At 73.3% G+C, this 26,076-nt stretch carries 21 protein-coding genes and 1 other RNA gene; 9 read left to right on the top strand and 13 right to left on the bottom strand.

Features of this window, described 5'->3' with window-relative positions:
* Positions 1 to 34 precede the first annotated feature (34 nt).
* The 5 genes from ACE1OC_RS25485 to ACE1OC_RS25465 form a co-directional block, all read right to left on the bottom strand.
* Positions 35 to 604 (bottom strand): CGNR zinc finger domain-containing protein, encoded by a 570-nt coding sequence (locus ACE1OC_RS25485; protein ID WP_274553171.1) that lies wholly within the window; start codon positions 602 to 604, stop codon positions 35 to 37.
* Positions 605 to 691: 87 nt separating this feature from the next.
* Positions 692 to 1,234 (bottom strand): GNAT family N-acetyltransferase, encoded by a 543-nt coding sequence (locus ACE1OC_RS25480; protein WP_407838967.1) that lies wholly within the window; start codon positions 1,232 to 1,234, stop codon positions 692 to 694.
* 62 nt (positions 1,235 to 1,296) lie between these two features.
* Positions 1,297 to 2,457: a uroporphyrinogen-III synthase gene (locus tag ACE1OC_RS25475; RefSeq protein WP_407838966.1), complete on the bottom strand. Its 1,161-nt coding sequence runs from the start codon at positions 2,455 to 2,457 to the stop codon at positions 1,297 to 1,299.
* Positions 2,458 to 2,625: 168 nt separating this feature from the next.
* Positions 2,626 to 3,996 (bottom strand): nitrate/nitrite transporter, encoded by a 1,371-nt coding sequence (locus tag ACE1OC_RS25470; RefSeq protein WP_407838965.1) that lies wholly within the window; start codon positions 3,994 to 3,996, stop codon positions 2,626 to 2,628.
* Positions 3,997 to 4,163: 167 nt separating this feature from the next.
* A complete protein-coding gene (locus ACE1OC_RS25465; RefSeq protein ID WP_407838964.1) occupies positions 4,164 to 5,126 on the bottom strand; it encodes a LysR family transcriptional regulator in 963 nt (320 codons plus the stop codon).
* A 225-nt stretch (positions 5,127 to 5,351) separates the two neighbouring features.
* Here ACE1OC_RS25465 and ACE1OC_RS25460 point away from each other — a divergent pair, with 225 nt between their 5' ends.
* The 3 genes from ACE1OC_RS25460 to ACE1OC_RS25450 are packed head-to-tail and all read left to right on the top strand — an operon-like array spanning position 5,352 to position 7,164.
* Complete coding sequence (locus ACE1OC_RS25460) at positions 5,352 to 6,605, top strand: MFS transporter (protein WP_407841678.1); 1,254 nt, start codon at positions 5,352 to 5,354, stop codon at positions 6,603 to 6,605.
* A 29-nt stretch (positions 6,606 to 6,634) separates the two neighbouring features.
* Positions 6,635 to 6,910: a type II toxin-antitoxin system Phd/YefM family antitoxin gene (locus ACE1OC_RS25455; protein ID WP_407838963.1), complete on the top strand. Its 276-nt coding sequence runs from the start codon at positions 6,635 to 6,637 to the stop codon at positions 6,908 to 6,910.
* The gene (locus tag ACE1OC_RS25450) at positions 6,907 to 7,164 is read left to right on the top strand and encodes a Txe/YoeB family addiction module toxin (RefSeq protein WP_388505344.1); all 258 of its coding nucleotides are present in this window, start codon (positions 6,907 to 6,909) and stop codon (positions 7,162 to 7,164) included. Before ACE1OC_RS25455 ends, ACE1OC_RS25450 begins: the two co-directional genes overlap by 4 nt.
* Positions 7,165 to 7,223: 59 nt before the next feature.
* On the opposite strand, the gene ssrA is transcribed toward ACE1OC_RS25450, so the two are convergent.
* The 5 genes from ssrA to ftsE form a co-directional block, all read right to left on the bottom strand.
* Positions 7,224 to 7,612: a transfer-messenger RNA gene (gene ssrA / locus ACE1OC_RS25445) on the bottom strand.
* Between the two features lie 126 nt (positions 7,613 to 7,738).
* Complete coding sequence (gene smpB, locus ACE1OC_RS25440) at positions 7,739 to 8,224, bottom strand: SsrA-binding protein SmpB (protein WP_250741074.1); 486 nt, start codon at positions 8,222 to 8,224, stop codon at positions 7,739 to 7,741.
* An 18-nt stretch (positions 8,225 to 8,242) separates the two neighbouring features.
* Positions 8,243 to 9,472: a S41 family peptidase gene (locus ACE1OC_RS25435; RefSeq protein WP_407838962.1), complete on the bottom strand. Its 1,230-nt coding sequence runs from the start codon at positions 9,470 to 9,472 to the stop codon at positions 8,243 to 8,245.
* Positions 9,473 to 9,539: 67 nt separating this feature from the next.
* Positions 9,540 to 10,463: a permease-like cell division protein FtsX gene (gene ftsX, locus ACE1OC_RS25430; RefSeq protein ID WP_250741071.1), complete on the bottom strand. Its 924-nt coding sequence runs from the start codon at positions 10,461 to 10,463 to the stop codon at positions 9,540 to 9,542.
* A gap of 17 nt (positions 10,464 to 10,480) precedes the next feature.
* Complete coding sequence (ftsE, locus tag ACE1OC_RS25425) at positions 10,481 to 11,170, bottom strand: cell division ATP-binding protein FtsE (protein ID WP_250741064.1); 690 nt, start codon at positions 11,168 to 11,170, stop codon at positions 10,481 to 10,483.
* A gap of 225 nt (positions 11,171 to 11,395) precedes the next feature.
* On the opposite strand from ftsE, the gene ACE1OC_RS25420 reads away from it, so the two are divergent.
* Positions 11,396 to 11,590, top strand: coding sequence for a hypothetical protein (locus tag ACE1OC_RS25420; RefSeq protein WP_407838961.1), 195 nt, complete (start codon positions 11,396 to 11,398; stop codon positions 11,588 to 11,590).
* A gap of 113 nt (positions 11,591 to 11,703) precedes the next feature.
* Here the strand turns inward: ACE1OC_RS25420 and prfB are convergent, their stop codons facing one another.
* Positions 11,704 to 12,813: a peptide chain release factor 2 gene (prfB, locus tag ACE1OC_RS25415; RefSeq protein WP_407838960.1), complete on the bottom strand. Its 1,110-nt coding sequence runs from the start codon at positions 12,811 to 12,813 to the stop codon at positions 11,704 to 11,706.
* Between the two features lie 313 nt (positions 12,814 to 13,126).
* On the opposite strand from prfB, the gene ACE1OC_RS25410 reads away from it, so the two are divergent.
* Positions 13,127 to 14,200, top strand: a complete 1,074-nt coding sequence (locus tag ACE1OC_RS25410) for an isopenicillin N synthase family dioxygenase (RefSeq protein WP_407838959.1) — start codon at positions 13,127 to 13,129, stop codon at positions 14,198 to 14,200.
* Positions 14,201 to 14,535: 335 nt separating this feature from the next.
* Here ACE1OC_RS25410 and ACE1OC_RS25405 read toward each other — a convergent pair whose 3' ends face one another.
* A complete protein-coding gene (locus tag ACE1OC_RS25405; RefSeq protein WP_407838958.1) occupies positions 14,536 to 15,780 on the bottom strand; it encodes a serine/threonine-protein kinase in 1,245 nt (414 codons plus the stop codon).
* 197 nt (positions 15,781 to 15,977) lie between these two features.
* On the bottom strand, positions 15,978 to 17,762 hold the full coding sequence (locus ACE1OC_RS25400; protein ID WP_407838957.1) for a serine/threonine-protein kinase: 1,785 nt from the start codon (positions 17,760 to 17,762) through the stop codon (positions 15,978 to 15,980).
* A 496-nt stretch (positions 17,763 to 18,258) separates the two neighbouring features.
* Here ACE1OC_RS25400 and ACE1OC_RS25395 point away from each other — a divergent pair, with 496 nt between their 5' ends.
* The 4 genes from ACE1OC_RS25395 (at position 18,259) to ACE1OC_RS25380 (ending at position 25,972) form a co-directional block, all read left to right on the top strand.
* Positions 18,259 to 22,224, top strand: coding sequence for an FHA domain-containing protein (locus ACE1OC_RS25395; protein ID WP_420497901.1), 3,966 nt, complete (start codon positions 18,259 to 18,261; stop codon positions 22,222 to 22,224).
* A 150-nt stretch (positions 22,225 to 22,374) separates the two neighbouring features.
* The gene (locus ACE1OC_RS25390) at positions 22,375 to 23,763 is read left to right on the top strand and encodes an ABC transporter substrate-binding protein (RefSeq protein ID WP_407838955.1); all 1,389 of its coding nucleotides are present in this window, start codon (positions 22,375 to 22,377) and stop codon (positions 23,761 to 23,763) included.
* Positions 23,764 to 23,768: 5 nt separating this feature from the next.
* Positions 23,769 to 25,118 carry a carbohydrate ABC transporter permease gene (locus tag ACE1OC_RS25385; protein WP_407838954.1) on the top strand — a complete coding sequence of 450 codons (1,350 nt, stop codon included), beginning with the start codon at positions 23,769 to 23,771 and terminating at the stop codon, positions 25,116 to 25,118.
* Entirely contained in the window at positions 25,115 to 25,972 is an 858-nt protein-coding gene (locus tag ACE1OC_RS25380) for a carbohydrate ABC transporter permease (RefSeq protein WP_407838953.1), read from the top strand. Before ACE1OC_RS25385 ends, ACE1OC_RS25380 begins: the two co-directional genes overlap by 4 nt.
* The last annotated feature ends 104 nt before the right edge of the window (positions 25,973 to 26,076 follow it).

Below are 26,076 nucleotides of genomic sequence, written 5' to 3'. Positions count from 1 at the left end.
CGAAGATCACGCCCGGCGGGTTCCTCGGGCGGGATCAGCCGGGGCGGGATTCGAGGACGCGCCGCCGGTGCCGGGCCACGCGCTCGCGGTTGCCGCAGAGCTCGCTGGAGCACCAGCGGCGGCGGTGGCCGCGCGAGGTGTCGAGGTAGACGCGGGCGCAGCCGTCGCCCTCGCAGGCCCGCAGCAGTTCCCGTTCGCCTGGGTCGGTGAGCAGTTCGACGGCGTCCCGGGCCACGGCGGCGAGCAGGCCGGCGCATTCGACGCCGCCGCACAACTCCCGTACGAGGTGACCTTCTTGGTCCTGCACTGCACACAGTCCCGGGGGTGGACCGGCGGCCGCCGCGTTGACCCGGGCCAGCGCGGGCCCGGGCGGCGCGGCGCCGGCCAGCTCGGCCCGTACGAGGCTCTCGACGTCGGCGCGCAGCACCCGGAAGGCGTGCACCCAGTCGTCCCCGACCCGGGTCAGCGGCGTCCGGTCGGGCACCAGCCCGGCTCCGGTGAGCCACAGGCACAGCCCGTCGCCGTCACGGATGCCCTCGGTCTTCGCGAGAGGCGCAAAAGTAGCCACCAGGTCCAGGCAGACCCGCCCGGAGTCGAACCACATGCCCGTCACCGCCTCCCTCTCGGGGCGTGCCCCCAGAGTGCCCGTCTCCGGGGCCGGCGGCTAGAGGGCGCGCAGCCGGGCGTGCGCTTACAGGGCGGGCGGCTCGTCGTTCAGCAGCAGCTGGAAGAGGCGGTGGTCCTGCCAGTCCCCGCCGACGTGCAGGTAGCGGGGCGCGAGCCCGTACTGCTCGAAGCCCGCCTTCGCCAGCACCCGCTGCGAGGCCAGGTTCTCGACCCTGGTGCCCGCCTCGACCCGGTGCAGCCCCACCTCGTCGCGGGCGATCCGGCAGAGCTCCTCCAGCGCGGCGGTGGCCACCCCCCTGCCGGCCCAGGCCTGGTCCACCCAGTAGCCGATGGCGGCGCTGCGCAGCGCCCCGAGGACGATGGTGTTCAGGGTGATGGCCCCGATCGGCACCCCGCCGCCGATCAGCACGTACGGCCGCACCCGTCCGCCGTCCCGGTCCGCGAGCAGCGCCTCGATCCGCTCCAGCTGCCCGGCCGCGGTGTAGAACCCCTCGTCCCGCACGGGCTCGTAGGGGGCCATGTACGCCCGGTTCCGGTCCAGCACTTCGGCGAGCCCGGCGGCGTCCGCCTCCCGGATCTCCCTCATCTCCACACCGTCAACGATCATCCCGGCACGCTAACCGACGGGTCCGGGCCCCGACCAGGCCCGTGCCCTCCGGCCGGCGCCCCTCAGTCGTCCCCGTACTTCGTTTCGGCGGCCGCGTCCAGGGAGAGCCGGTAGCCGCGCTTGACGACGGTCTGGATCAGGTTGGGGGCGCCCAGGGCCACGCGCAGGCGGGCCATCGCCGTTTCCACCGCGTGCTCGTCGCGGCCCGCGCCCGGCAGGGTGCGCAGGAGTTCGGAACGGGCCACGACCCAGCCCGGGCGCCGGGACAGGGCCCTGAGCAGGGCCATGCCGGCCGGCGGTACGGGCCGCAGCTCGCTGTCGAGGAGGACCGCGTGGCCGCGCAGCTCCAGCCGGTGTCCGGCCACCGGGAGCACGCGGGCCCGGCCCGGGAGTTCCTGGCACAGGAGCTGCACGAGGGGTCCGAGCCGGAAGCGCTCGGGCTGCACCGTGGGCACGCCTTCCGCCTGCAGGGGCAGGGCCGTCACCGGGCCCACGCACGCCGACAGCACCGACCCGCCGGTCAGCGCCGCGAGCACGGGTTCCCGTACGCCCCGCTCCGCGGCCCGCGTCAGCAGGGAGGCCGCCGCCGGTGCGGAGGTGAAGCTCACCGCGTCCACCCCGCCCGCGGCCACCGCGTCGAGCAGCCGGTCCAGCGGCCCGAGGTCCTCCGGCGGCATCCACCGGTAGACGGGTACGCCGACCACCTCGGCCCCGCCCGCCCGCAGGGCCTCGATGAACCCGGGCAGCGGCTCCCCGTGCAGCTGGAGGGCGATGCGCCGGCCCGCCACCCCGGCCGTGAGCAGCCGGTCCAGCACCTCGGCGAGCGACTCGGAGCGCGGGGACCAGGTCTCCACGAGCCCGGCGGCCCGGATCGCCCCCTTCACCTTGGGTCCGCGCGCCAGCAGTTCGGTCTCCCGCAGCCGCCCGAGCAGTTCCTCGCCGAGCCCCCACCCGTCGGCGGCCTCGATCCAGCCGCGGAAGCCGATGGCGGTGGTCGCCACCACCACGTCGGGCGCGCAGCCGATCAGCTCCTTCGTGGCGGACAGCAGTTCGGCGTCGTCGGCGAGCGGCACGATCCGCAGGGCGGGCGCGTGCAGCACGGTGGCCCCGCGGCGGCGCAGCAGGGCGATGAGCTCGTCGGCCCGCCGGGCGGCGGTGACCCCGACGGTGAATCCGGCGAGCGGTCCGGCCGGCGGACCGGTGGGGGTGTCGTGGTCGTGCATGGTGACCTGCCTCGCGCAGTGGTCGGGTCCGGTGTCGGGGTCCGATATCGGGGTCCGGTGTCGCGGTCACCCGCATGCGTGACGTTCGCGTGAACCGAGCCTGCCCTGGGGGCGTATCAGGCTCGGTTCACGCGTATTTCGGTGCCGTTAACCGACGTGTGCTCGCCGTTACACCGAGGTGAGCTGCGGCTTCGCCTCCGCACCGGCCGTGGGGATCATCACCTGGGCGGGCCGGCGAAGGTATACCGCCCAGGTGACGGCGCAGCACACCGCGTAGAAGCCGAGGAAGGTCACGAAGGCCGCCGTGCCCGAGCCGGAGCTCAAGAACGCCTCCCGGAAGACCAGGTTGATGCCGAGTCCGCCGAGCGCGCCGACCGCGCCGATGAGTCCCATGGAGGCGCCGGACAGCCGCCGCCCGTACGCGGCCGCGTCCTCGCCGCTCATCCCGCGGGCCAGCGCCTTCGCCTGGAAGATGCCGGGGATCATCTTGTAGGTGGAGCCGTTGCCGAGTCCGCTGAGGACGAACAGCCCCACGAAGCCGACCAGGAACACCGGCAGGGATTCCCGTACGGAGGCCAGGATCACCACTCCGGTCGCCGCGGCCATCGCCACGAAGGTGCCCAGGGTGATCCGTGCGCCGCCGAAGCGGTCCGCGAGGGCCCCGCCGACGGGCCGGATCAGCGAGCCGAGCAGCGGTCCGATGAAGGTGAGCGAGGCCGCCTGGAGCGGGGTGCGGCCGAACTGCGTCTGGAGCACCAGGCCGAAGGCGAAGCTGTAGCCGATGAAGGAGCCGAAGGTGCCGATGTACAGGAACGCCATGATCCAGGTGTGGCCGTCGCGGGCCGCGTCCCGTACGGCTCCGGTGTCGTTGCGCACGGGCGCCAGGTTGTCCATGCGCAGGGCGGCGAGCGCCGCCGCGATCACGATGAGCGGGATGTAGGCGCCGAGCAGCATCCGGGGGTGCCCGGCCCCGGCCGTGCCGATGACCAGCAGGGCGACGAGCTGGACGACGGGGACGCCGATGTTGCCGCCGCCCGCGTTGAGGCCGAGCGCCCAGCCCTTCTTGCGCAGCGGGAAGAAGGCGTTGATGTTCGTCATCGAGGAGGCGAAGTTGCCGCCGCCGACGCCGGTCAGCGCGGCCACCAGCAGGAAGGTGTTGTACGAGGTCCCGGGCTCCATCACCAGCCAGGCGGCGACCGTCGGCGCGAGCAGCAGCAGGGCGCTGACGACCGTCCAGTTGCGGCCGCCGAAGCGGGCCACGGCGAAGGTGTAGGGCACGCGGACCAGGGCGCCGACGCAGGTGGCGGTGGCGATGAGGAAGAACTTCCCGGCGGGGTCGATCCCGTACTTCGGGCCCATGAAGAGCACCATCACCGACCACAGGGACCAGATCGAGAACCCGATGTGCTCGGAGAGCACGGAGTAGATCAGGTTCCGGCGGGCGGTCTTCTCACCCGTTTCCCGCCAGAAGGTCTCGTCCTCGGGGTCCCACCGCTCGATCCAGCGGCCACCCTTGCGCGGTGCGGTCGTACTGGTCATCACACGCCTCCACAGCTGCTGCGATCACGTCGCGCTCGTCGGCCTGGCGGGCCTGACAGGCCTGCCAGGCCTGTTCGGGCTCGTCGCGTCTCGTCCGTGGTGACGACCGTAGGAAGGGCTCGTTTCGGCCCCGGTCCCCGCCGGATGACCGTCGGGAAACCTTGCACTCACCCGCCGCCCGGGTCGGGTGTGAGCGCGGGCAGCCAGCTGTCCGGGGGCACCTCCAGCCAGCCGTGCCCCGCCCCGAGCTCCGCGGCGGCGCGGCGCAGCGCGTCCAGCCCGGGATGGCTCGCCCCCTTCCGCCACACCATGGACAGCGGCGACAGCGGTACCGGGGCGGTCAGCGGCCGCTTGACGCAGCCGGGCATGTCGACGAAGCCCACCGTGGCGAGGACTGGGCAGCCCGTTTTGGCCATGACCCGGCGGAACTCCTCCTTGCCCACCGCCACCGGCGCGGGGGGCGCGGACTTGATGCCCCGCCCGGCGAACAGCTCGCGCGCCAGCCCGGTCCACTCCCGGGTCCGCGGGTTCCCGGCCCCGGTGTAGACCGTCTCGCCGCGCAGCGCGTCCAGCGGTACGGCGTCCAGCGCGGCCAGCGCGTGCCCCTCGGGCAGCAGCACGGCGAGGGGCTCGTACCGTACGGGCGTCCGCGCCAGGCGGGACCGCAGCGCCGGGTCGAGGCCGTCGGCGTACCCGAAGGAGACGTCGAGGCGGCCCGCGGCGATCTCGGCGGCGGCGTGGGTGAGCCCGGACTCGAAGCGGGCCATCAGCTCGCAGTCGGGGGCGAGTTCGCGGGCCCGGTCCAGGACGGTGCGGGCGGTGCCGGGGCCGTCGGTGTTGAGGTCGACGAGCAGCGGCCGGGGCCCCGCGAACGCCCCGGCCAGCTCCTCGTGGGCCCGCAGCACGCCCCGGGCCAGGGGCAGCAGCCGCTCCCCGTCCGGGGTCAGTTCCACGGCGCGGGTGGTACGGACGAACAGGGGCGCGCCCAGGGTCTGTTCGAGCCGGCGCACGTCCCGGCTGAGGGCCTGCTGGGCCACGTAGAGCCGGGCGGCGGCACGGGTGAAGTGCAGCTCCTCGGCCACGGCGAGGAAGGCGCGCAGCAGGCGGGGTTCCACGTCTCGGGGCGTCACCTGCGGAGACTAACAACAGGAAGCGGTGAATGGCCCCCGAACAGGTGTTGGACCGCGGACGGGCCCCGGCCCGAGCCTTGCCCCATGCCCACCACGTCCACGCCGTCCGCCACGCCGTCCGCCACCCCGCCCACCGCGCCGGTCGCCGCCGGGCCGTCGTCCGCCCGGTCCGCCCGGTCCGCCCGACCTGCCCGCCGCGCCGACCCGGCCGCGTCCGCCCCGCTCATGGCCGTCACCGGCACCACGCTGGTGCTCGCCGCCGCCCCGGCGCGGCCGGCCCGGGCGGCGTCGCGGCCGACCCGCGCCCCGGGCCCGTACCGCCGGCTCTTCGCGCTCCCCGGTACGCGCGGCTTCACCACCGGGAACCTCATCGCCCGGCTTCCCATGGGCATGTTCGGGATCAGCGCCGTCATGATGATCGCCGGCCAGCGCGGCTCGTACGCCCTCGCCGGCGGGGTCGTCGCGGCCGGTCTGGCGGCCACCGCGGTCGTGGCCCCCTGGACGGCCCGGCTGGTCGACCGGCACGGGCAGGCCCGCGTCGCCGTACCCGCCACCCTGATCGCCGTACTCGGCTCGCTCTCGCTCGTCGCGTGCGTCCGTACCGAGGCCCCCGCCTGGACCCTCTTCGCCTCCTACGCCGCCACCGCGACCACCCCCAACATCGGCGGCATGTCCCGCGCCCGCTGGACGCACCTGCTGAAGGGCGACCCCGCGGCGCACCACACCGCGATGTCCTTCGAACAGGCCGCGGACGAGCTGGCGTTCATGCTCGGACCGGTGGTCGCCGCGTTCCTGTGCACCACCGTCTTCCCGGAAGCGGGCACGCTCGCCGGCGCCGCGCTGCTCCTGACCGGGATGCTGGTCTTCACGGCCCACCGCGCCACGGAGCCCCCGGCGGCGGTCCCGGTCCGCGGCAAGTCCCCGCTGCGGGCCCTGGGACGTCTCCTCCCCCTCTTCTTCGTCCTGGGCACGATGTTCGGCTCGCTGGAGATCACCTCCGTCGCCCACCTCGGCGGCCACGGCCTCGGCGCGCTCTCGGGCCCGGTCATCGCCCTTCAGGCGGCCGGCTCCTGCCTGGCCGGCCTGCTCTACGGCACCCTGCGCCCGCGCGGACTGCCGGCCTGCCTGGCCGTCCTGGCCGGGGCGATGGCACTGCCCTGGGCCGCGGCGGCCACCGGCTCGGTCCCGGCCCTCGCGGCGGCCCTGCTCACGGCCGGCATGGCCACGGCCCCGGTCATGGTCACCGCGATGTCCCGGATCCACGCCGTGATCCCGTCGGGCCGGCTCAACGAAGGAATGACCCTGGCCGTCACCGCGATCTTCGCGGGCATCGCGCTGGGCTCGGCGACCGCCGGCTCCGCGATCGACCACCTCGGCACGACCGCCCCGTACGCCCTCCCGGCGGCGGCAGCCCTATTGGCCCTCCCCCTGGGCAGCGGGCGACTCGTACCAGTTTTCCGTACGAGACCGGTACGGTAGTCAGGTACCGTCGAGAATGGAGTGACGCCATGTCCATAAGCGCCAGCGAGGCCCGAGCGACCCTGTTCCCGCTCATCGAGCGCGTCAACACCGACCACACTCCGGTGCGCATCACGTCCAAGAGCGGCGACGCCGTCCTCATGGCCGCAGACGACTACGACTCCTGGCAGGAGACCGTCTACCTCCTCCGCTCGCCGGAGAACGCGAAGCGCCTGACGGAAGCCGTGGCCCGCGACCGCGAGGGTGCGGCCACCGTCGCCAGGACACTGGACGAGCTGAAGGAGATGGCCGGGGGCGAGGAGTGAGGAGCGTCCGCTTCGACCCGGCGGCCTGGGACGATTTCCTCTTCCGGCTTGCATCGGACCGGAAGACGGCCCGCAGGATCACCCGCCTGATCGGCGAGATCCAGCGGGACCCGTTCGGCGGGATCGGCAAACCCGAACCCCTGAAGGGCGAGCTCTCGGGCTACTGGTCCCGCCGGATCGACGACGAACACCGGCTCGTCTACCGGGCGGACGAGAAGGAAGTGAAGATCCTCAAGGCCCGCTACCACTACTGACAGGGCACGACAAAGGCCCCGCAGCCTGACGGCCGCGGGGCCTTCACCCAACATGGGGGTTGTGGAGATGGCGGGAATCGAACCCGCGTCCAACGGTGCAGAAGTAGGGCTTCTCCGAGCGCATTCCGCTGCGCTTTTCTCGGCCCCGGAGATCACACGGACAAGTCTCCGACGGGCTCAGTCACTGTTTGATTTCCCTCTATCCCCCGTGACCGGAGTTAGAGGTTTAGATCCCTAATTGACGCCAGGATCCGGACCGGGACCACTTCCGGGCTGACGCTCCTCACAGAGGCTTCAGCTCACTGTTATTAGGCAGCGAGGGTGAAGCGGGAGTTATCGCTCTTGGAGTTGGCGATTATTGTTTGCGACATATGGTTAACGAGATCATTGCCGCTTTCTCGGCTCGCTTCCCCTACATCGACATCCGCTGTCGAAACCGATCATCCCCATGTTTCACGCTGTTCAGTTATGAGATCCGCCGGCGCTCTCCATGCGTTCCGACCGACCGGCACCACCCGCAAGCGCGTGGTGCTGACGCCATGGTACGCGAAGTGGACCACCGCGTGCCAGGACATTAAAGCTGGCCGCGCTCCTTGCGCTTCACGGCCGAGATCACCCGGTTCGTCTCGCGCGTGTCCTGCTTCTCGCGCAGCGCCTGCCGCTTGTCGTACTCCTTCTTGCCCTTCGCCAGCGCGATCTCGATCTTCGCCCGGCCGTCCTTGAAGTACAGGGCGAGCGGCACGATCGTGTTGCCGGTCTCCCCCGTCTTCGAGTCCAGCTTGTCGATCTCCTCGCGGTGCAGGAGGAGCTTGCGCTTGCGGCGCGCGCTGTGGTTGGTCCAGGTGCCCTGGCTGTACTCCGGCACGTGCACGTTGTAGAGCCAGGCCTCGCCGCTCTCCACCGACACGAAGCCGTCCACCAGCGAGGCACGGCCCTGACGCAGGGACTTGACCTCGGTACCCGTGAGCACGAGGCCGCACTCGTAGGTGTCGATGATCGTGTAGTCGTGCCGCGCCTTCTTGTTCTGGGCGATCAGCTTGCGCCCTGTTTCCTTAGCCATAGTGCGGTCATTTTCGCACTACGGACCCACTCCGATGCCACTCAATACCGTGCGGGCCCGTTCCTCGACCCGGTCCGCCGCGGCCAGGTCCGGGGTGATGCCCGCGCCGTCCAGGCTGCGGCCCGCCGGAGTGCGGTACGTCCCCACCGTCAGCTCCGCCACCGAGCCGTCCGGCAGCTCCGTCGGCATCTGCACCGAGCCCTTGCCGAAGGTGCGGGTGCCGACCGCCACCGCGCGGCCGCGGTCCTGGAGGGCTCCGGTGACCAGTTCGGCCGCGCTCATCGTGCCGCCGTCGATCAGCGCCACCAGCGGCCGGGCCGTATCGCCGCCCGGGGTCGCGTAGAGGGCGCGCTGTGCACCGCGCACGTCGTACGTCGCCACCAGCCCGCCGTCCAGGAAGGCGGAGGCGGCCGTCACGGCCTCGGTGACCAGGCCGCCGGTGTTGCCGCGCAGGTCGAGCATGACCCCGCCGCCGGCCGGGGCCGCGCGGACCGCGGAGCGCACCCGGTCGCCGGAACCCCGGGTGAAGGAGGCGACCTTGATGACCGTGATCCCGCCGGGCAGCTCCCGTACCGTCACGGACTCGCTGCGCAGCTTCTCGCGCCGCACGGTCTCCGTGACGTCGGCCCCGCCGCGGGTCAGCTTCAGCTCCACGGGGGTGCCGGCCTCGCCGCGCAGCAGGGCCACCACCTCGGCCACCTTGAGCCCGGTCACGCCCTGCCCGTCGATGCTGAGCAGCCGGTCCCCGGCCCGCATCCCGGCCCGCGCAGCGGGGCTGTCGGGCTGCACCCGGTCGATCTCGATGCGGCCGTCGCGCAGCCGCCCGGCCCACAGGCCCACGCCCGTCCACTGGCCGTCCAGGTCGTCGGCGAAGGCCTCGTACTCGCCCTGGTCGTACACCGCCGCCCAGCGGTCCCCGCTGCGGCTGACCACGTCCTGGGCCGCCGACTTGGCGGACTTGCCCTCGGCGACGGCCTCGGCGGCCGCGCGGGCCACCTCGTCCCGGTCGGCGGTGGCCGCCCGGCGGTGCGCCTGCGCCGGCGCCCGCGGCCCGGGCACGGCCGCGGAGGGCTCCGTACCGACCAACAGGGCGGCGGGCCCCGCAAAGGGCTCGGGGCCGGAGTGGCCCCAGCTCCCGGTGCACGCACCGGCCCCCACGGCGGCGAGGAAGACCAACGTCAAAACGGCCCCGCGACGCACGTCGCGGGGCCGGAGACAGGAGGCGGGAATACTCGGCAAGCCCAGCATGGCGCCGAGTCTAGGACAAGGCCCGCAGCGGTACGGGTGGTTGGCCGTACAGCTCGCGGGGCGCTCGTCACACCTTCAGGTACTTGCGCAACGCGATGAAGGCGGCCAGCGAGGGCATCAGTACGCCGATGACCAGGACGAGCGGCAGCTTCGTGAGGACCGAGTCCCAGCCGATGAAGTTGATGAGCTCCATCTTGTCGCGCAGTGCTGCGCCGTGGTCGATCACGAAGTACTGGCCCGCGCCGAGCATCCCGCAGGCGAGCAGCGCGCCGATCAGACCGGCGAACGCGGCCTCCATGATGAACGGCACCTGGATGTAGAAGCTGGAGGCGCCCACCAGGCGCATGATCCCGGTTTCGCGCCGACGGCTGAAGGCCGAGACGCGCACCGTGTTGACGATCAGCAGCAGGGCCACGACCAGCATGATCAGCATGATGCCGAGGGCGGCCCAGTTGAGGTAGCCGAGGAGTCTGAAGAGGTTGTCCAGCACGGTGCGCTGGTCCTCCACCGACTGGACCCCGTCGCGCCCGGAGAAGGAGGTCGTGATGACCTTGTACTTCTCCGGCTGCTTGAGCTTCACCCGGAAGGACTCGGGCATCTGGTCCGGGGTGATGGACGCGGCCAGGGCGGTGTGCCCGAACTGCTCCTTGTAGTGCTTGAAGGCCTCGTCGGAGGACTCGTAGGTGACGGCCTCGACGAGGTCCATGCCCTTGAGCTCGGTCTCCAGGGCCTGCTTCTGCTCCGGGGTCACCGCGCCCTTGGAGCAGGAGGCCCCGTTGGTCGCCTCGGCGTCGCTCTTGTTGCAGAGGTAGATGGAGACGTTGACCTTGTCGTACCAGTACCCCTTCATCTTGCTCACCTGGTCGCGCATGAGCAGGGACCCGCCGAACAGGGCCAGCGAGAGGGACACGGAGATGATGACCGCGAAGGTCATGGTCAGATTGCGGCGGAGACCGACCCCGATCTCCGACATGACGAACTGGGCGCGCATCGCGTCTCAGGAGCCTTTCAGTGCTGGTAGCCGTAGACGCCGCGCGACTGGTCGCGGACGAGACGGCCCTGCTCGAGTTCGATGACGCGCTTGCGCATCTGGTCGACGATCTGCTGGTCGTGGGTCGCCATGATCACGGTGGTGCCGGTCCGGTTGATCCGGTCCAGCAGCTTCATGATGCCGACGGAGGTCTGGGGGTCCAGGTTGCCGGTGGGCTCGTCCGCGATCAGCAGAGCCGGCCGGTTGACGAAGGCACGGGCGATGGCCACGCGCTGCTGCTCACCGCCGGAGAGCTCGCCGGGCATCCGGTCCTCTTTGCCGCCGAGGCCGACGAGCTCCAGAACCTGGGGAACGGCCTTCTTGATCTCGCCGCGCGGTCTGCCGATGACCTCCTGGGCGAAGGCCACGTTGTCGGCCACCGACTTGTTGGGCAGGAGTCGGAAGTCCTGGAATACGGTCCCCAGCTGGCGCCGCATCTGCGGAACCTTCCAGTTGGAGAGCTTGGCGAGGTCCTTGCCCAGGACGTGCACCTGGCCGTGGCTCGCCCGCTCCTCGCGCAGGATGAGCCGCATGAAGGTGGACTTGCCGGAGCCGGAGGAGCCGACCAGGAAGACGAACTCGCCCTTCGAAATGTCCAGGGAGACATCTCTGAGTGCCGGGCGGCTCTGCTTCGGGTAGGACTTGGAGACGTTGTCGAATCGGATCACGGGTGCACCACGGTCGCCGGGAGTAGGTGTGCGTGACCATACGCGAACAGGCGCGAGGTGTGGACCCGGCGTCCGGAGTTGCCCGATATATCCCCTGGTCCGAGAGGTGCACGACCGCGATTGCCCGGAGGGGCCGCGCCGAATGTCATCGAAGCTGGCACAGTGGGAGGGGGAACGGACCGGTTCCCGCAACCGTTGTAACCGAGGGGACGAGAGGAGGAGCGCATGACATATGACCGGCTCGTGTGCGCGAACTGCGCCGGACCCGTCAGTCAGGGCCGCTGCCGGGTGTGCCGGGCGAACCGGGAGCGCCTCCAGCAGGAGGGCCCCTTCTCCGGTGGCATCAACCCGGTGGCGCTCGTCGCGCTGCTGGTGATCCTGGTGGCCGCGCTGGCACTGGTGGCTCAGCAGACGGCGTAGTTGCAATCGGCGTAGTTTCCTCAGCCGCCACGTCCCGATCAGACGCAGAAGAGCACGAACGGAAGGGCCCGGACACCTCACGGCGTCCGGGCCCTTCCGGCTGTTCTACGTGCCTACGCGGTCTGCTCCTGCTGCTTGCGCCAGCGGATGCCGGCCTCCAGGAAGCCGTCGATCTCGCCGTCGAGCACCGCCTGCGGGTTGCCGACCTCGAACTCCGTCCGGAGGTCCTTGACCATCTGGTACGGGTGCAGGACGTAGGACCGCATCTGGTTGCCCCAGGAGCTTCCGCCGTCCTTGAGGGCGTCCATCTTGTCCTTCTCCTCCTGGCGGCGCCGCTCGAGCAGCTTGGCCTGGAGGACGTTCATCGCGCTGGCCTTGTTCTGGATCTGCGAGCGCTCGTTCTGGCACGAGACCACGATGCCGGTCGGCAGGTGCGTGATGCGCACCGCGGAGTCGGTCGTGTTGACGCCCTGGCCGCCGGGGCCCGAGGCGCGGTACACGTCGACGCGCAGCTCCGTCTCGTCGATCTCGACGTGGTCGCTGGTCTCGACGACCGGCAGCACCTCGACGCCCGCGAAGGAGGTCTGGCGGCGGCCCTGGTTGTCGAAGGGCGAGATCCGGACGAGGCGGTGGGTGCCCTGCTCGACGGAGAGGGTGCCGTAAGCGTACGGGGCCTTGACCACGAAGGTGGTCGACTTGATGCCGGCCTCTTCCGCGTACGAGGTCTCGTAGATCTCGGTCGGGTAGCCGTGCCGCTCGGCCCAGCGCAGGTACATGCGCTGCAGGCGCTCGGCGAAGTCGGAGGCGTCCACGCCGCCGGCCTCGGCACGGATGTTGACCAGCGCCTCGCGCTCGGCGTACTCGCCGGAGAGCAGGGTGCGGACCTCCATCTCGTCCAGCGCCTTGCGCACGGAGATCAGCTCGGTCTCCGCCTCGGCGAGGGTGTCCGCGTCGTCCATCTCCTGGGCGAGGTCGAACAGCACCGCGAGGTCGTCGATGCGCCCTCGCAGGCTCTCGGTCTTGCGGACCTCCGCCTGGAGGTGCGAAAGCTTGCTCGTGATCTTCTGGGCGGCCTCCGGGTCGTCCCACAGGGACGGCGCGGCGGCCTGCTCCTCGAGCACGGCGATTTCTGCCCTCAGCTTGTCGAGGTCCAGGACGGCCTCGATCGACCCCATGGTCGAGGAGAGGGACTTCAGCTCTTCGGAAACATCGACGACTGCCACGGGTCCAGCGTAGCCGGTCCCCGGGGGGCGCTCTCCGGGCAGGCCGAATCACCCGTACTAATGGCGGGTCGGACGGGCGTACGCTCACGATATGACCGTCTTCCTCGTCAAGCGCCGCCATGTGGACCACATGCGTGTCACGACGACGAGCTGTCCGCCGCCGGACCAACCCCAAGCCTGATCCACCCCGATCCGACTTGGTCCTGTACGCGGCCTCGCGGTCCCGGCGCCAACCCTGCCGGCGGCCCTCCCCGGCCGCGGCCCCCGCCACCCCTGGGGACAGGACCCCGTGACATCCCGAAACGGAGCCGTCATGCCGTCCGCGCACCCTTCTCCTTCTTCTCCTTCTTCCTCCGCTTCTCCCTCCGCGTCCTCCTCCTCCGCTTCGCCCGAGGCCCCCTCCCTCCCGGTCCTGGACCTCTCGCAGGCCGACGATCCGGCGCTGCGCGATTCCTTCCGCAAGGACCTGCACGCGGCCGCCCGGGACAGCGGTTTCCTGCACCTCGTGGGGCACGGGGTCACTGCCGCCGAGACCGCCCGCATCCTGACGCTGACCAGGGAGTTCTTCGCCCTCCCGGAGGCGGACCGGCTGGCCGTGAGCAATCTCAACTCCCCGCACTTCCGGGGGTACACGCGCATCGGGCACGAGCTGACCGGCGGCGCCTCCGACTGGCGCGACCAGCTCGACGTGGGCGCGGAGCGGGCAGCGCGGGACGTGGGACCGGACGACCCGGCGTACCTGTGGCTGGAGGGCCCGAACCAGTGGCCCGCGGCCCTTCCGGAACTGCGGGACGCGGTGCTGGAGTGGCAGTCCCGGCTGGCGGCCGTGGCCCACCGCCTGCTCCGGGAGCTGCTCGCCTCGATCGGCGCACCGGCGGACTTCTTCGACGACGCCTTCGCGGACCGGCCCCACCTGCACACGAAGCTGATCCGCTACCCGGGATCCGCCCCGACGGGCACCGACCAGGGGGTCGGGGCCCACAAGGACTACGGGTTCCTGACCCTCCTCCTCCAGGACTCGGTGGGCGGGCTCCAGGTGGTCCGGGACGGGGCCTTCCTGGACGTCCCCCCGATGCCGGGGGCCTTCGTGGTCAACCTGGGCGAGCTGCTGGAGATCGCGACGGAGGGGTACCTGACGGCGACGGACCACCGTGTGGTGAGCCCGGCGGGGAGCGTGGAGCGGTTCTCGGTGCCGTTCTTCTACAACCCGCGCCTGGACGCCGTCATCGAGACGGTCCCGGGCGACTACCTGGAGGCGGCGCCGGGGATAGCGCACGACGCGTCGAACCCGCTGCACGCGGAGTACGGCCGCAACGAGCTGAAGGGCTGGGTCCGCGCCCACCCGGCGGTGGCGCGACGCTGGCACCCCGAACTGACCGGGGCGTAGCCCCGAAGCCCCCGGGGGGGGCGGTGGCCGGGCGGCCCCGGGGGGCCGTGGCCCCGGGGGCGGAGCCGGGGAGCCCTGCGGGGCTGTCCCCTACCCGCCCTTCCACCGTTCCCCGGGCTCCGCCCGGACCCCCTGGGGCTCCGCCCCAGACCCCGCGCCTCAAACGCCGGCGAGGCTGGGTTTATCCAGCCCCTCCGGCGTTTGAGGAGCGGGGGTCCGGGGGCCGGCCCCCGGGTACGGCGCCGCACGCGGTAACGGGTCCGGGGCGCAGCCCCGGGGAACGGGCGAAGGGCGGGTAGGGGACCTCGCCCCGCGGGGCACGGCAGCGCCAACGGTTACGGGGTCGTCGAGCCCGACTGCTTGTTGTCCTGGGGCGGCGCCGAGTCGGAGGAGACGGCCAGCCAGCTGCCGACTCCGACCGCCGCGACCAGCGCCACCGCGGCAGCGGACAGCGCGAGCCGCCGCTTGCGGACGGTCTCCGCCCGGTGCCGGGCCGAGCCCGGCCGGTGCCCGCCCGCAGGGCGCGGGACCCGCGCCGTGCCCAGGGCTCCGCCCGCCAGCTCGTCCGGCCCCGGCACCCGCATCGAGGTGTGGGTGTCCCGGTTGGAATCCGTGGAGGAGCCGGGGACCAGCGGAACCACGCCCCGCCGCCGCACCGGATCGGCGACCGCCTCCGGTTCCGCGAACTCCGCCTGCTCCGGTTCGTCCGGCTCGTCCACGTCCAGCGGCGGCATCCCCGCCAGCAGCGGCAGCAGGTCCCGCAGCCGCAGGGAGAGCTCGGAGGCCCGCAGCCGCGAGGCGGGGGCCTTCGCCAGGCACTGGACCATCAGCTGCCACAGCTCGTCGGGGATGCCGGGCAGCGGTACGACGGTTTCCGTCACGTGGCGCCGCAGCACCGCCCCGGGATGCCCGCCGCCGAACGGCGTGAAACCGGCGAGCAGTTCGTACAGCACGGTGGCCAGGGCGTAGATGTCCACGGCCGCGCGCGGCGGCAGCCCCTCCACGATCTCCGGCGCCAGGTAGTCGGGCGTGCCGATGATCCGGGTGGTGGGGGCCGAGGCCCGGCCGCCGGTGGAGCGCCGCGGCGAGTCGATGAGCTTGGCCACGCCGAAGTCGGTGAGCAGCGCCGGGTGCGCGCCGCCCGGTCCGAGCGGGCCCTGCATGTCGAGCAGGACGTTCTCCGGCTTCACGTCCCGGTGCACGACCCCGGCCGCGTGCGCCGCGGCCAGCGCGTCGGCGACGTCCGCGACGATGGCGACGGCCGCCTCGGGGGCGAGCCGCCGCTCGCGGTCGAGGCGCGTGCGCAGGTCCGTACCGCGGACGAGGTCCATGACGAGGGCGAGGTCGTTGCCGTCCACGACGAGGTCGCGGACGCAGACGACGTGCGGGTGCTCCAGGCCCAGGAGCGCGCTGCGCTCCTGGACGAACCGTCCGACGAGCTCCTGGTCGGACGCGAGGTCCTCGCGCAGCAGTTTGACGGCGACGGGGCCGTCAGGCCCCTCGCCCAGCCACACCGTGCCCGCGCTGCCGCGTCCAAGGATCTGGTGCGCGGTGTACCGGCTGCCGATCTTCCGTGCCACAACTGCTCCCTCAGCGGCTGGCGTACGCACCAAAGCTACGCGGCCAGGTGGGTGTTGGAGTCCACGGATCGCGGCGACCTTCACTTCTGCGGGCGAAATCACGTCCTGGAAGTCGACAAATCCACGAAGTCACCGGTACAAGGCCCGGTTCGAGCGGATTGCGCCGGTACGGCGTTCCCGGCCGAGGGGGGAAGGGATCAGGAGCCCGTACCGCCCGCGGCGTCGCCGATCGTGGTGACCCAGTCCACGGCGTCCGAGCCCCAGGTCCACACCTGGTCCCACCAGCCGCGTCCGGTGCCGACCCACTCCTGGAGTCCGCTGAACTCCCAGATCAGCCAGCCCGCGACGAAGAACAGCACGATCATGACGAGGCAGCCCTTGAGGCAGCCCAGCCCCGGGATCTTGATCGGGTTCGCGCTGCGGCGCGGCTCGCGGGGCGCGCGGGGCTCCCGCCGCTCCGGCTGGCGGCCCGGCGGCGGACCCTGAGGGGGCTGCTGCTGGGGCGGCGGCTGGGGCTGGCGGTACTGGGGCTGCCCCTGAGGCTGCTGGTACTGCTGGGGGTGCTGCCCCTGCGGCTGATAGTGCTGCGGCGCGTACTGCTGCTGCTGGTACTGCTGAGGCTGCTGGTACTGCTGCGGCGGCGGGGCCTGCCGGTACGGCTGCTGCTGCGGAGGCTGCTGCGGTCGCTGTTGCGGCTGCGGGGGTCGCTGCGGCTGCTGGTACTGCTGCTGCGGCGGCGGGCCCTGGCGCTGCGGCCGGCGGCGCAGGGGGTCCTCGCTCGGGTCCAGGTAGTGCATCTGCGTCTGCTCGTTGCGGTCGCGGGCCGCCTGCATCTGCGACTGCCACGGGTGCGGCTGGTCCGGCCGCTGCACGGGCGGCATCACCGAGGTCGGGTCGGCGCCGGGCGCACCGGTGCTCGGGAGCACGGAAGTGGCGTCGGCCGCGCCGACCGGCGGCATCACGCTGGTCATGGCGTTGGGGTCGTAGGCCCCCATCGGGGAGGCTCCGGGCCGGCCGGGCAGCATCTGCGTCGCATCCGCGGCGCCCGGGGTCTCGGGCACCGGCGCGGGCGAGGGGTCGGGCGCGAGGAGCGCGCCGACGCCGAGGGCGGCCTCGACCTCGGCGGCCGTGGAGTGCACGCCGATGCCGGAGGCGACCACGCGCAGGCCGCGCGCCAGGGTCTCCGCGCTCGGGCGCTCGTAGGGCTCCTTGCGCATGCAGCGCTCGATGACCGTCCACAGCGGCTCGGGCACGTTCGGCGGGCGCTGCGGCTCCTCGCTGAGGTGGCGGTGCAGGACCTCCAGCGCGGTACCGCCGGCGAAGGGCGGCCGGCCGGTGAGGAGCTCGTAGAGCAGGATGCCGGCGCCGTAGATGTCGACGGCGGAGGTCTGCGGGCGGCCCTCGGCGGACTCGGGGGCGACGTAGGCCGGAGTGCCGACGAACTCGTGCGTGCGCGTCAGGCCCGGGGAGTCCGCCAGGCGGGCGATGCCGAAGTCGGTGAGCATCGGCTTCATCTGGCCGTCGCGCTCGTCGACGAGGACGTTGGCGGGCTTCAGGTCGCGGTGGACCACGCCGTCGGCGTGGCTGGCGGCGAGCGCGTCCGCGATCTGGGCGGTGAGCAGGCTCGCGGCGACCGGGCTGAAGGGGCCGTTCTCGCGCAGGTACTTGTGCAGGTCCGGGCCGTCGATGAGGTCCATGACGAGGGCGAGGAGATCGCCCTCGACGACGAGGTCGCGGGTGCGGACGATGTTGGGGTGGGTCAGGCGCAGCAGGACCGAGCGTTCGCGCAGGAAGCGCATGACGATGTCGGGGTCCTGGGCCAGCTCCTCCTTGAGGACCTTGATGGCCACGGTCTCGCCGGGGTGGCCGGCCACCGCCGCCTCCGCACCGGCCGCCTCACGCTGGCGGGCGCGCCAGACGGTGCCCGTGGCGCCGCGCCCGAGCGGCTCCTCGAGCAGGTACTTGCTGCCGACTGGCCGCACGTCGCGCGCTCCCTGCTGTCGTCGATTCCGGCGAGTGGTCCACGCATGATCCACACGTGATCCAGGCCTGATCTGCGAAATGGTTTTCCGGCCCACTCTAGGGCTTGTCCCGAGGGAAGACGCGGGGTGAGGGAGGTTGGTTGCCGCACATATGCACGAAGGGTGATGTTTGCGGCGTATGCCGGGGGCGATTTTCGCCGCCATCCTGTCGGAATCCGATCGGCCCGCTTGCAGGTCCGGCGCCGGACCGCGACCGATCAAGATCACTTCCCGGTGGGTGGCGGGCGTGTTGAGGACGACAGGTGCGAGGATGCACCCGTACGGAACGGCCGGGACGGGAGCCCCGCCTTCCGGGCAGACCTGACCGGACGACGCGTCCGTGCCGGGTGGGGGCGGACGGGCGGGCACCGCGTGCGAACGGGCACGGGTGATCCGTCCCGCAGGTCCCTGCCGGGCGCACACACCGCGCACCGCGCAGAAGGGACCGCTGACGGCGATGCAGATCCGGCTGACCGTCCTTGGGTCGGGGTCGCGCAGCGGCCACCAGACCGCCACCGCGACCGCCTCCGGCGGGGGTACCGGCGGAGGAGGCGCGCCGTCGAGCTGTGACGTGCTCGTCACCGCGCCCGCCGGTACCGCCCTGTCCGCGGTGGCCTCCGGGCTCGCGGCGACCGTCGGCGGACCCGACACCGGTGGCACGGTCGTGCTGTACGCCGGTACGGAGCGCCTGGACCCCGCGCGCTGCGCGCTCGGCGAGCCGCCGCTCGTGGACGGGGCGGTGCTGTCGCTGAACGTGCCCGGCCCCGACGTACGGACGGACGGGACCGCGGCCGCCCTCGGCGACGGGCCGCAGCTGCACGTCGTGGCCGGGCCGGACGCCGGCGGGGTGCACCTGCTGCACCCCGGGGCGATCCGGATCGGGCGCTCGGCCGACGCGGACGTCCCGCTGGACGATCCCGACGTGTCCCGCCTGCACTGCACCGTGACGGTGCTCCCCGACGGGCGGGTGGCGGTGGCCGACCTCGGGTCGACGAACGGCACGACGCTCGACGGCGCGGTGGTCGGCGCGGAGCGGGTGGCGCTCGCGCCGGGGGCGCTGCTGCGGGTCGGCGAATCCACGCTCCGCCTGGCCATGGGTCCGGCCCCCGTCCCGCTCCCCCTCACCCCGGACCTGGAGGGCCACCTCTCGGTCTCCCTCCCGGGCCACCCCGCTGCGGGGTCGCACCCCGAAGGCGACGCCGACGGGGCGTGGGCCGGCGCTACGTCGGGCACCGCGGCCGGTTCGCACCCCGGCGCCCCTGGCGAAGCCCGGAGCAGCGCCACGCCCGACACCGCGGCCGGGTCGCACTCCGACGGCGGCACCTCCGGCGGAGCCTGGACCGGCGCTACGTCGGGCACCGCGGCCGGGTCGTACCCCGACGCCCCTGGCGAAGGGTGGACCGGGGCTACGCCCGGCAGCCCGGCCGGGTCGCACTCCGACGGCGGCGACCGGAGCCGTGGGGCGTACCCCGGTGGGCAGAGCCTGGGAGCGCAAGGGCAGATCCCCCACCCCGCCCCTTCCCGAAACGGGGGCTCCGCCCCCGACCCCGTCCGGCCCGCGCCCGGGGCGCACCGGGACGGCGGCGCCGGAGTGGTCCCCGCCGCCCGGGGCACCGAACACCACGCCGGAGGCGGCTGGAACGCGTCCGGCTCCGCCTCCCCGGACCCCTGGCCGTACGGCGAGGCCGGCCAGGGCGGCGAAGCCGACCCACTGCGCGCCGGCCGGATCGCCAGGCCCGGATCAGGGTCCGGGTCCGGGTCCGGAGCCCCGGGCGCCGGACACCACCCGGTCCCCGACCGTTCCGGCGCCGCCGGCCAGTACGGCGTACCGGCACACCCGGGCGTAGCCCCTGGAGCCACGGGCCCCTACGGCGGACCGGCACACCACCCCGGAGCAACCCCGGGGCGGCACGCCGGAGCACCGCACGCCGACCACACCCCTGGGCAGCACCCCGCTGCGGCCCCCGGTCAGCACGCCGACGCGGCACACCCCGCAGCAACCCCCGGGCGGCACGCCGGAGCACCGCACCCGGCCGGAGCCACAGACCCGTACGCGGGAGCGGCCCACGGGGCCGGAGCCGCAAGCCCGTACACCGGAGCAGCCCACGGAAGCGGAACCAAGGACCCGTACGCCGGAGCACAGCGCGGAAGCGGAGCCGCAGGCCCGTACGCCGGAGCGGCCCACGGAGGCGGAGCCGCCGACCCGTACGGTCACGGCGGGGCCGGGCCCGGGGCCGTGCAGCGGACCGGGGTCGAGCATCACGGGGCCGGCGGCTGGGAGGAGCCCGAGGCGGCCCGCGAGGCCGAACCCCGGCGCGCAGGGCGTCGCGGCATCGGCGCCTGGGCGCGCAAGTGGGTGCGCGGGGCGGATGCCGCCGAGGTGGAGGCGGTCGCCGAGCCCGCGGCCGCCGTCGTGGCGCGGCCCGGCTCCGACGATCCCGCGGCCCTGCTGCTCACCGCCCTCGGGCCGGCCCCGCGGCTGTGGGCCGGGCCCGCCGGGCTCCACGTCACGCTCGGCGCGGGCAGCGAGGTCGCGCTCCGCGAGACCGGGGCGCTCGGAATCGCCGGACCCCGGGCCCGGCTGACCGGTGTGGCCCGCTCCGTCATCGCACGGCTGGCGGCCCTGCACGCCCCCGGCCAGCGCCTGGAGATCGTGCTGATCTCCACCGACCGGGCCCGCCCGCTCGCCGAGCGCCGCCGCGACTGGGGCTGGCTCGGCTGGCTGCCCCACGTACGCCCGGCGCACGGGCAGGACTGCCGGCTGCTGCTCGCGTACGACCGCGATCAGGCGGCCGCCCGCGCCGGGGAGCTGACCCGGCGGCTCGACGACGGCCCCCTCGGCACCCACTGGGCCACGGCAGGCCCGGACGCGGTGCGCGAGGCCTCGTCCGCCTACCGGGGCCCGTACACCCTCCTGGTCCTCGACGGGGACCCAGGTCCGGGGGCGCTCCGGGACATCACCGGCCGGCTGACCTCGCACGGGCCGGCCGCCGGGATCCACGTGCTGGTCCTGGCCGAGGCGCCGGCCGCGACGCCCGCGTCGCCCGTCGCCGAGACCTACGAGGCGGCCTGCGCGGCCGCCCCCGCCTTCCGGGACTGCTCGACGGCGGCGCTGCTCAGCGGTGATGTGGCCACGACCGTACGGACCTTCGCGGTCTCGGGCGGCACACCGACCGGGTCCGGCGGTACGGCCACGGCGGACGCCGTTTCGGCGGCCTGGGCGGAGCGGTTCGCCCGCGCCCTGGCCCCGCTGAAGGCGGACTCCCCGGTCGCGGAGGGCGGTTACCGGCCGGCTGCCGCCAACCTGCCCCAGACCGCCCGGCTGCTGGACGAGTTGGGCCTGGCCCGGGCCACCCCGGCTTCGCTGATGGCCCGTTGGGCCGCCGCCACCGACCAGGGGCAGCGCGTCGGCGGGCTCGCGGAGATAGTCCTGGGCACCGGCCGGCGCGGGCCGGTGGGCGCCGAACTGGTCACCGACGGGCCGCACGTGCTGATCGAGGGGCCCGCCGGCAGCGGCCGTACGGAACTGCTGCGCTCCGTGGCGGCCTCCCTGTCGGCGGCCGCCCGGCCCGACCGGCTCGGCCTGGTCCTGCTCGACGGGGCCGGCGGCGAGCGCGGCGACGGCCTGCTGCCCTGTACGGAGCTGCCGCACGTCTCGGCGCACCTGGTCGCCTCGGACCCGCTGCGGATGCGGGAGTTCGCGCAGGCGCTGGGCGCCGAGCTGAAGCGGCGGTCCGAGCTCCTGGACGGGGTGCCGTTCTCCGAGTGGCACGCCATGTGCGAGGTCTCCGACCGGATGGTCTCCCCCCGCCAGCCCACCCCCGGCGAGCTGCGCGGCGATCTCGAACCCCAGCGTTCCGGCACCCTGCGGCTGCGCTCCTCGGCCACCCGTACCGATCCGGCGGCCGGGCCCAGCCCGCTGCCCCGCCTCGTCGTGCTCGTGGACGACTTCGACGCGCTGGTCGCGCCGGGCCTGGGCAGTACGGGCCGGCCCGCCGCCGGTTCGGTGGTCCGCGCGCTGGAGGCGGTGGCCCGCGAGGGAGCCCGGCTCGGGGTGCACCTGGTGGCCACCAGTGCCCGCCCGGACCGGACGGCCGACACCGAGCTGGCCCGGCTCACGACCCTGCGCGTGGAGCTCGACGCCCCCGACCAGCCGGGGCCGGGCCGGGGCGTGCTCCGGTACGCCGACGGGCGCGCGGTTCCGTTCCAGGGCGGCCGGGTCACCGGCCGGATCCCCCGGACGGCCACGCTGCGGCCGACGGTGGTGCCGGTGGAGTGGGAGCGGATGGGCGATCCGCCGGCCCGTCGCCCGGTCCGCGAGCTGGGCAACGGCCCGACCGACCTGGCGCTCCTGGCCAGCGCCCTGGACCGGGCCTCGCACCTGGTGTCGGCGGTACCGGTGCTGTTCCCGCCGGCGCCCTGAACCGGCCCCCGGGCCGTCCCTGACCGGCCCCCCGAGCGGTCCCCCGCCCACCCCCGTACGCCGCGAGGCGGTATTGCGGGGGTGGGCGGGGCGGCGTAGACCTTGTGGCACGGGACACACCATCGCCAGCGAGGCATCGGGGGCACCGCCATGCGCACGCACGGAACGAGCCGCACGACACTCCGGACATCCCAGCGCCGACGGCACACGTGGGCCGCTCTGGCCGTGGTGGGCGCGCTGGCGCTCAGCGCGTGCGGCGGCGACGGCAAGGAGCCGGCGAAGGGCACGGACGGCCCCGACACCTCGGGCGGGCCGTCCGTCGCGTTACCCCGTCTCGACGGGGAGAAGCTGGAGGTCGCCGCCGTCTGGACGGGCGCGGAGCAGGCGAACTTCGTCAAGGTCCTGAAGGAGTTCGAGCGGCGTACGGGTGCCACGGTCACCTTCGTCCCGGCGCAGGACCCGATCGTCACCTTCCTCGGCTCCAAGATCGCGGGCGGCGCCCCGCCGGACGTGGCGCTGCTCCCGCAGGTCGGGGCGCTGGTCGCGGCGGTCAAGAACAAGTGGGCGCAGCCGGTCGGCGCCGACGCGCAGGCCCAGCTGGACCAGAACTTCTCGCCCGGCTGGAAGAAGCTGGGCGCGGTCGACGGCACCCAGTACGGCGTCTACTACAAGGCCGCCAACAAGTCGCTGATCTGGTACAACGCGAAGGCCTTCGAGGCGGCGGGCGTCCGGCCCCCGGCGACCTGGAAGGAGCTGCTGACGGCCGCCGACACCCTGTCCGCGTCCGGTACCCCGGCGGTTTCGGTGGCGGGGGCCGACGGCTGGACCCTGACCGACTGGTTCGAGAACGTCTACCTCTCGCAGGCGGGCCCGGAGAAGTACGACCAGCTGGCCAAGCACGAGCTCAAGTGGACGGACGACAGCGTGAAGCAGGCGCTGACCTCGCTCGCCGAGCTGTTCGGCCGCAAGGACTTCCTGGCGGGCGGCCAGAGCGGGGCGCTGGCGACCGAGTTCCCGAAGTCGGTGACGCAGACCTTCACCGGCGGCGACCGGCCGGCCGCCGCGATGGTCTACGAGGGCGACTTCGTGGCGGTCAACATCGCCCAGACGGACGCGAAGCTGGGCACGGACGCCCTGGTCTTCCCCTTCCCGGCGGTCGGCGCCAAGGCGCCGGTGGTCTCGGGCGGGGACGTGGCGGTCGCGCTGAAGGCCTCGAAGGGCGCGCAGGCGCTGCTGACGTTCCTGGCCTCGGTGGACTCGGCACGGATCCATGCCCGTGAGGGCGGCTTCCTCTCCCCGAACAAGGCGCTCGCACCGGACGCGTACCCGAACGACATCCAGCGCGGCATCGCCGAGGCCCTGATCGCGGCGGGCGACAACTTCCGCTTCGACATGTCGGACCAGGCTCCGGCGGCCTTCGGCGGGACCCCGGGCGCGGGCGAGTGGAAGGCGCTCCAGGACTTCCTGGCGAACCCGGCCGACATCGCGGGGACGCAGGCGAGGCTGGAGGCGGACGCGGCCAAGGCCTACGGGAACTGATCCCGATGGCCTCCCCCGCGACCACCCCGGTGGCGGGCCCCGCCACCGGCCCCCGCTCCCCGAAGGGCAAGGAGACCCGGCGCCGCCGGCTGACCGCCGCGGCGTTCCTCCTCCCCTCCCTCGTCCTGCTCGGCGCGCTCGTCGTGCACCCCATCGGCTACTCGCTCTACCGCAGCTTCTTCGACCGCTCCGGCGAGGAGTTCGTGGGCGCCGGGAACTACGGGGAGATCCTGCGCGACGACACGATCCGCACCGCGCTCGGGAACACGGCGATCTGGGTGGTGCTGGCCCCGGTCACCGCCACCGCACTCGGTCTGCTCTTCGCCGTGCTGACCGAACGGGTGCGCTGGGGAACGGCCTTCAAGCTGATCGTCTTCATGCCGATGGCCATCTCGATGCTCGCGGCGGGCATCATCTTCCGGCTCGTCTACGACGCCGACCCCGACCGGGGCGTGGCCAACGCCGTCTGGGTCGGCGTCCACGACACCTTCGCCGAGTCCTCCGCCTTCCCCAAGGCCCGCCCCGGCCGGGACTCGCCGCTGCTCCCGGCCGACGGGGGCGCGTACGTGACCCGCGATCCGGTACGGGCGGGCGTGCCGGCGCTCCTCCCGCTGGTCGGGATCGCCCCGGAGGCCCTGCCCGAGGGCACCGCCACGGCGAAGGCGGCAGCCCCCGGCCCCGGGAAGGTCACCGGCACCGCCTGGCAGGACTTCACCCGGGGCGGGGGCGGTACGACGAACACGGTCGACCCCACCGAGTCCGCCCTGTCGGGGCTGCGCGTCGAGGCGGTCAAGGACGGCCGGGTGGTCGACTCGGCGCGGACCCGGGCCGACGGCACCTTCACCCTGTCCGCCGCGGCCGACGGCGCCCTGCTGCGGCTGCCCGCCTCGAACTTCCGGGAGGCCTACGGGGGCGTGGAGTGGCTCGGCCCGACCCTGGTGACCCCGGCGGTGATCGGAGCCTACGTGTGGATGTGGGCCGGGTTCGCGATGGTGCTGATCGGGGCCGGGCTGGCCGCCGTACCGCGCGAACTGCTGGAGGCGGCGCGGGTGGACGGGGCGAGCGAGTGGCAGGTGCTGCGGCGGATCACGGTGCCGCTGCTGGCGCCCGTCCTGGCCGTCGTGCTGGTGACCCTCGTCATCAACGTCATGAAGGTCTTCGACCTGGTCTTCGTGATCGCCCCGGGCGCCGTGCAGGACGACGCCAACGTCCTGGCGCTCCAGCTGTACCGGACCTCCTTCGGCACGGACGCCGATCCGGGGCTGGGCAGCGCCATCGCGGTGCTGCTGCTGGTGCTGGTGGCTCCCGTCATGGCCTACAACATCCGCCGGATGCGCCGGGAGGCCCGCCGATGAGCACACTGCCCACCGCGCGTTCCCTCGCCTCCCGGGCGGCCGGCGGGGCGCTGCGCGTCTTCCTGGTCCTGGCGGGCCTGTTCTGGCTGCTGCCCACGCTCGGGCTGCTGGTCTCCTCCTTCCTCTCCCCCACCGCGCTGAACGACGGCGGCTGGTGGCAGGCGCTGACGGCGCCCTCCCGGCTGACGGCCGACAACTACGAGCGGCTGCTGGCCAACGAGACCGTCACGGGCTCGCTGATCGACACTGCGGCCATCGCCGTTCCGGCGACCCTGCTCGTCCTGGCGCTGGGGGCGTTCGCCGGATACGCGTTCGCCTGGCTGGAGTTCCCCGGCCGCGACTGGCTGTTCCTGATCGTGGTCGCGCTGCTCGTCGTACCCGTCCAGGTGGCGCTGATCCCGGTCTCCGAACTCTTCGGCTCCATCGGCCTGTTCGAGACCACGGCGGGCGTGGTCCTCTTCCACACCGCCTTCGGGCTGCCGTTCGCCGTGTTCCTGCTGCGCAACTTCTTCGCGGAGATCCCGCGCGAGCTGCTGGAGGCGGCCCGTCTGGACGGGGCGGGCGAACTGCGGCTGTTCGCACGGGTGGTGCTGCCGCTGGGCGGTCCGGCGATCGCCTCGCTCGGCATCTTCCAGTTCCTGTGGGTGTGGAACGACATGCTGGTCGCCCTGGTCTTCGCGGACTCGGCGCACCCGCCCGTCACGGTGGCGCTCCAGCAGCAGGTGCGGCAGTTCGGGAACAACATCGACGTGCTGGCGCCCGGCGCCTTCCTGTCGATGGTGGTGCCGCTCGTCGTCTTCTTCGCCTTCCAGCGGCAGTTCGTCTCGGGGGTGATGGCGGGAGCGATCAAGTAGAGCGGTGTGGATCACGGCATTGACGTGCGTGGTTGACGCTCCGTAACCCGAATGCCGCACCCTGCGTAACCCGATCACCACGCCGGGGGTTCCTGGGCCATATG

This window comes from Streptomyces stoeckheimensis (genome assembly GCF_045822005.1).
GTDB classification, from domain to species: domain Bacteria; phylum Actinomycetota; class Actinomycetes; order Streptomycetales; family Streptomycetaceae; genus Streptomyces; species Streptomyces stoeckheimensis.
This window is presented reverse-complemented; position numbering and strand designations above follow the sequence as displayed.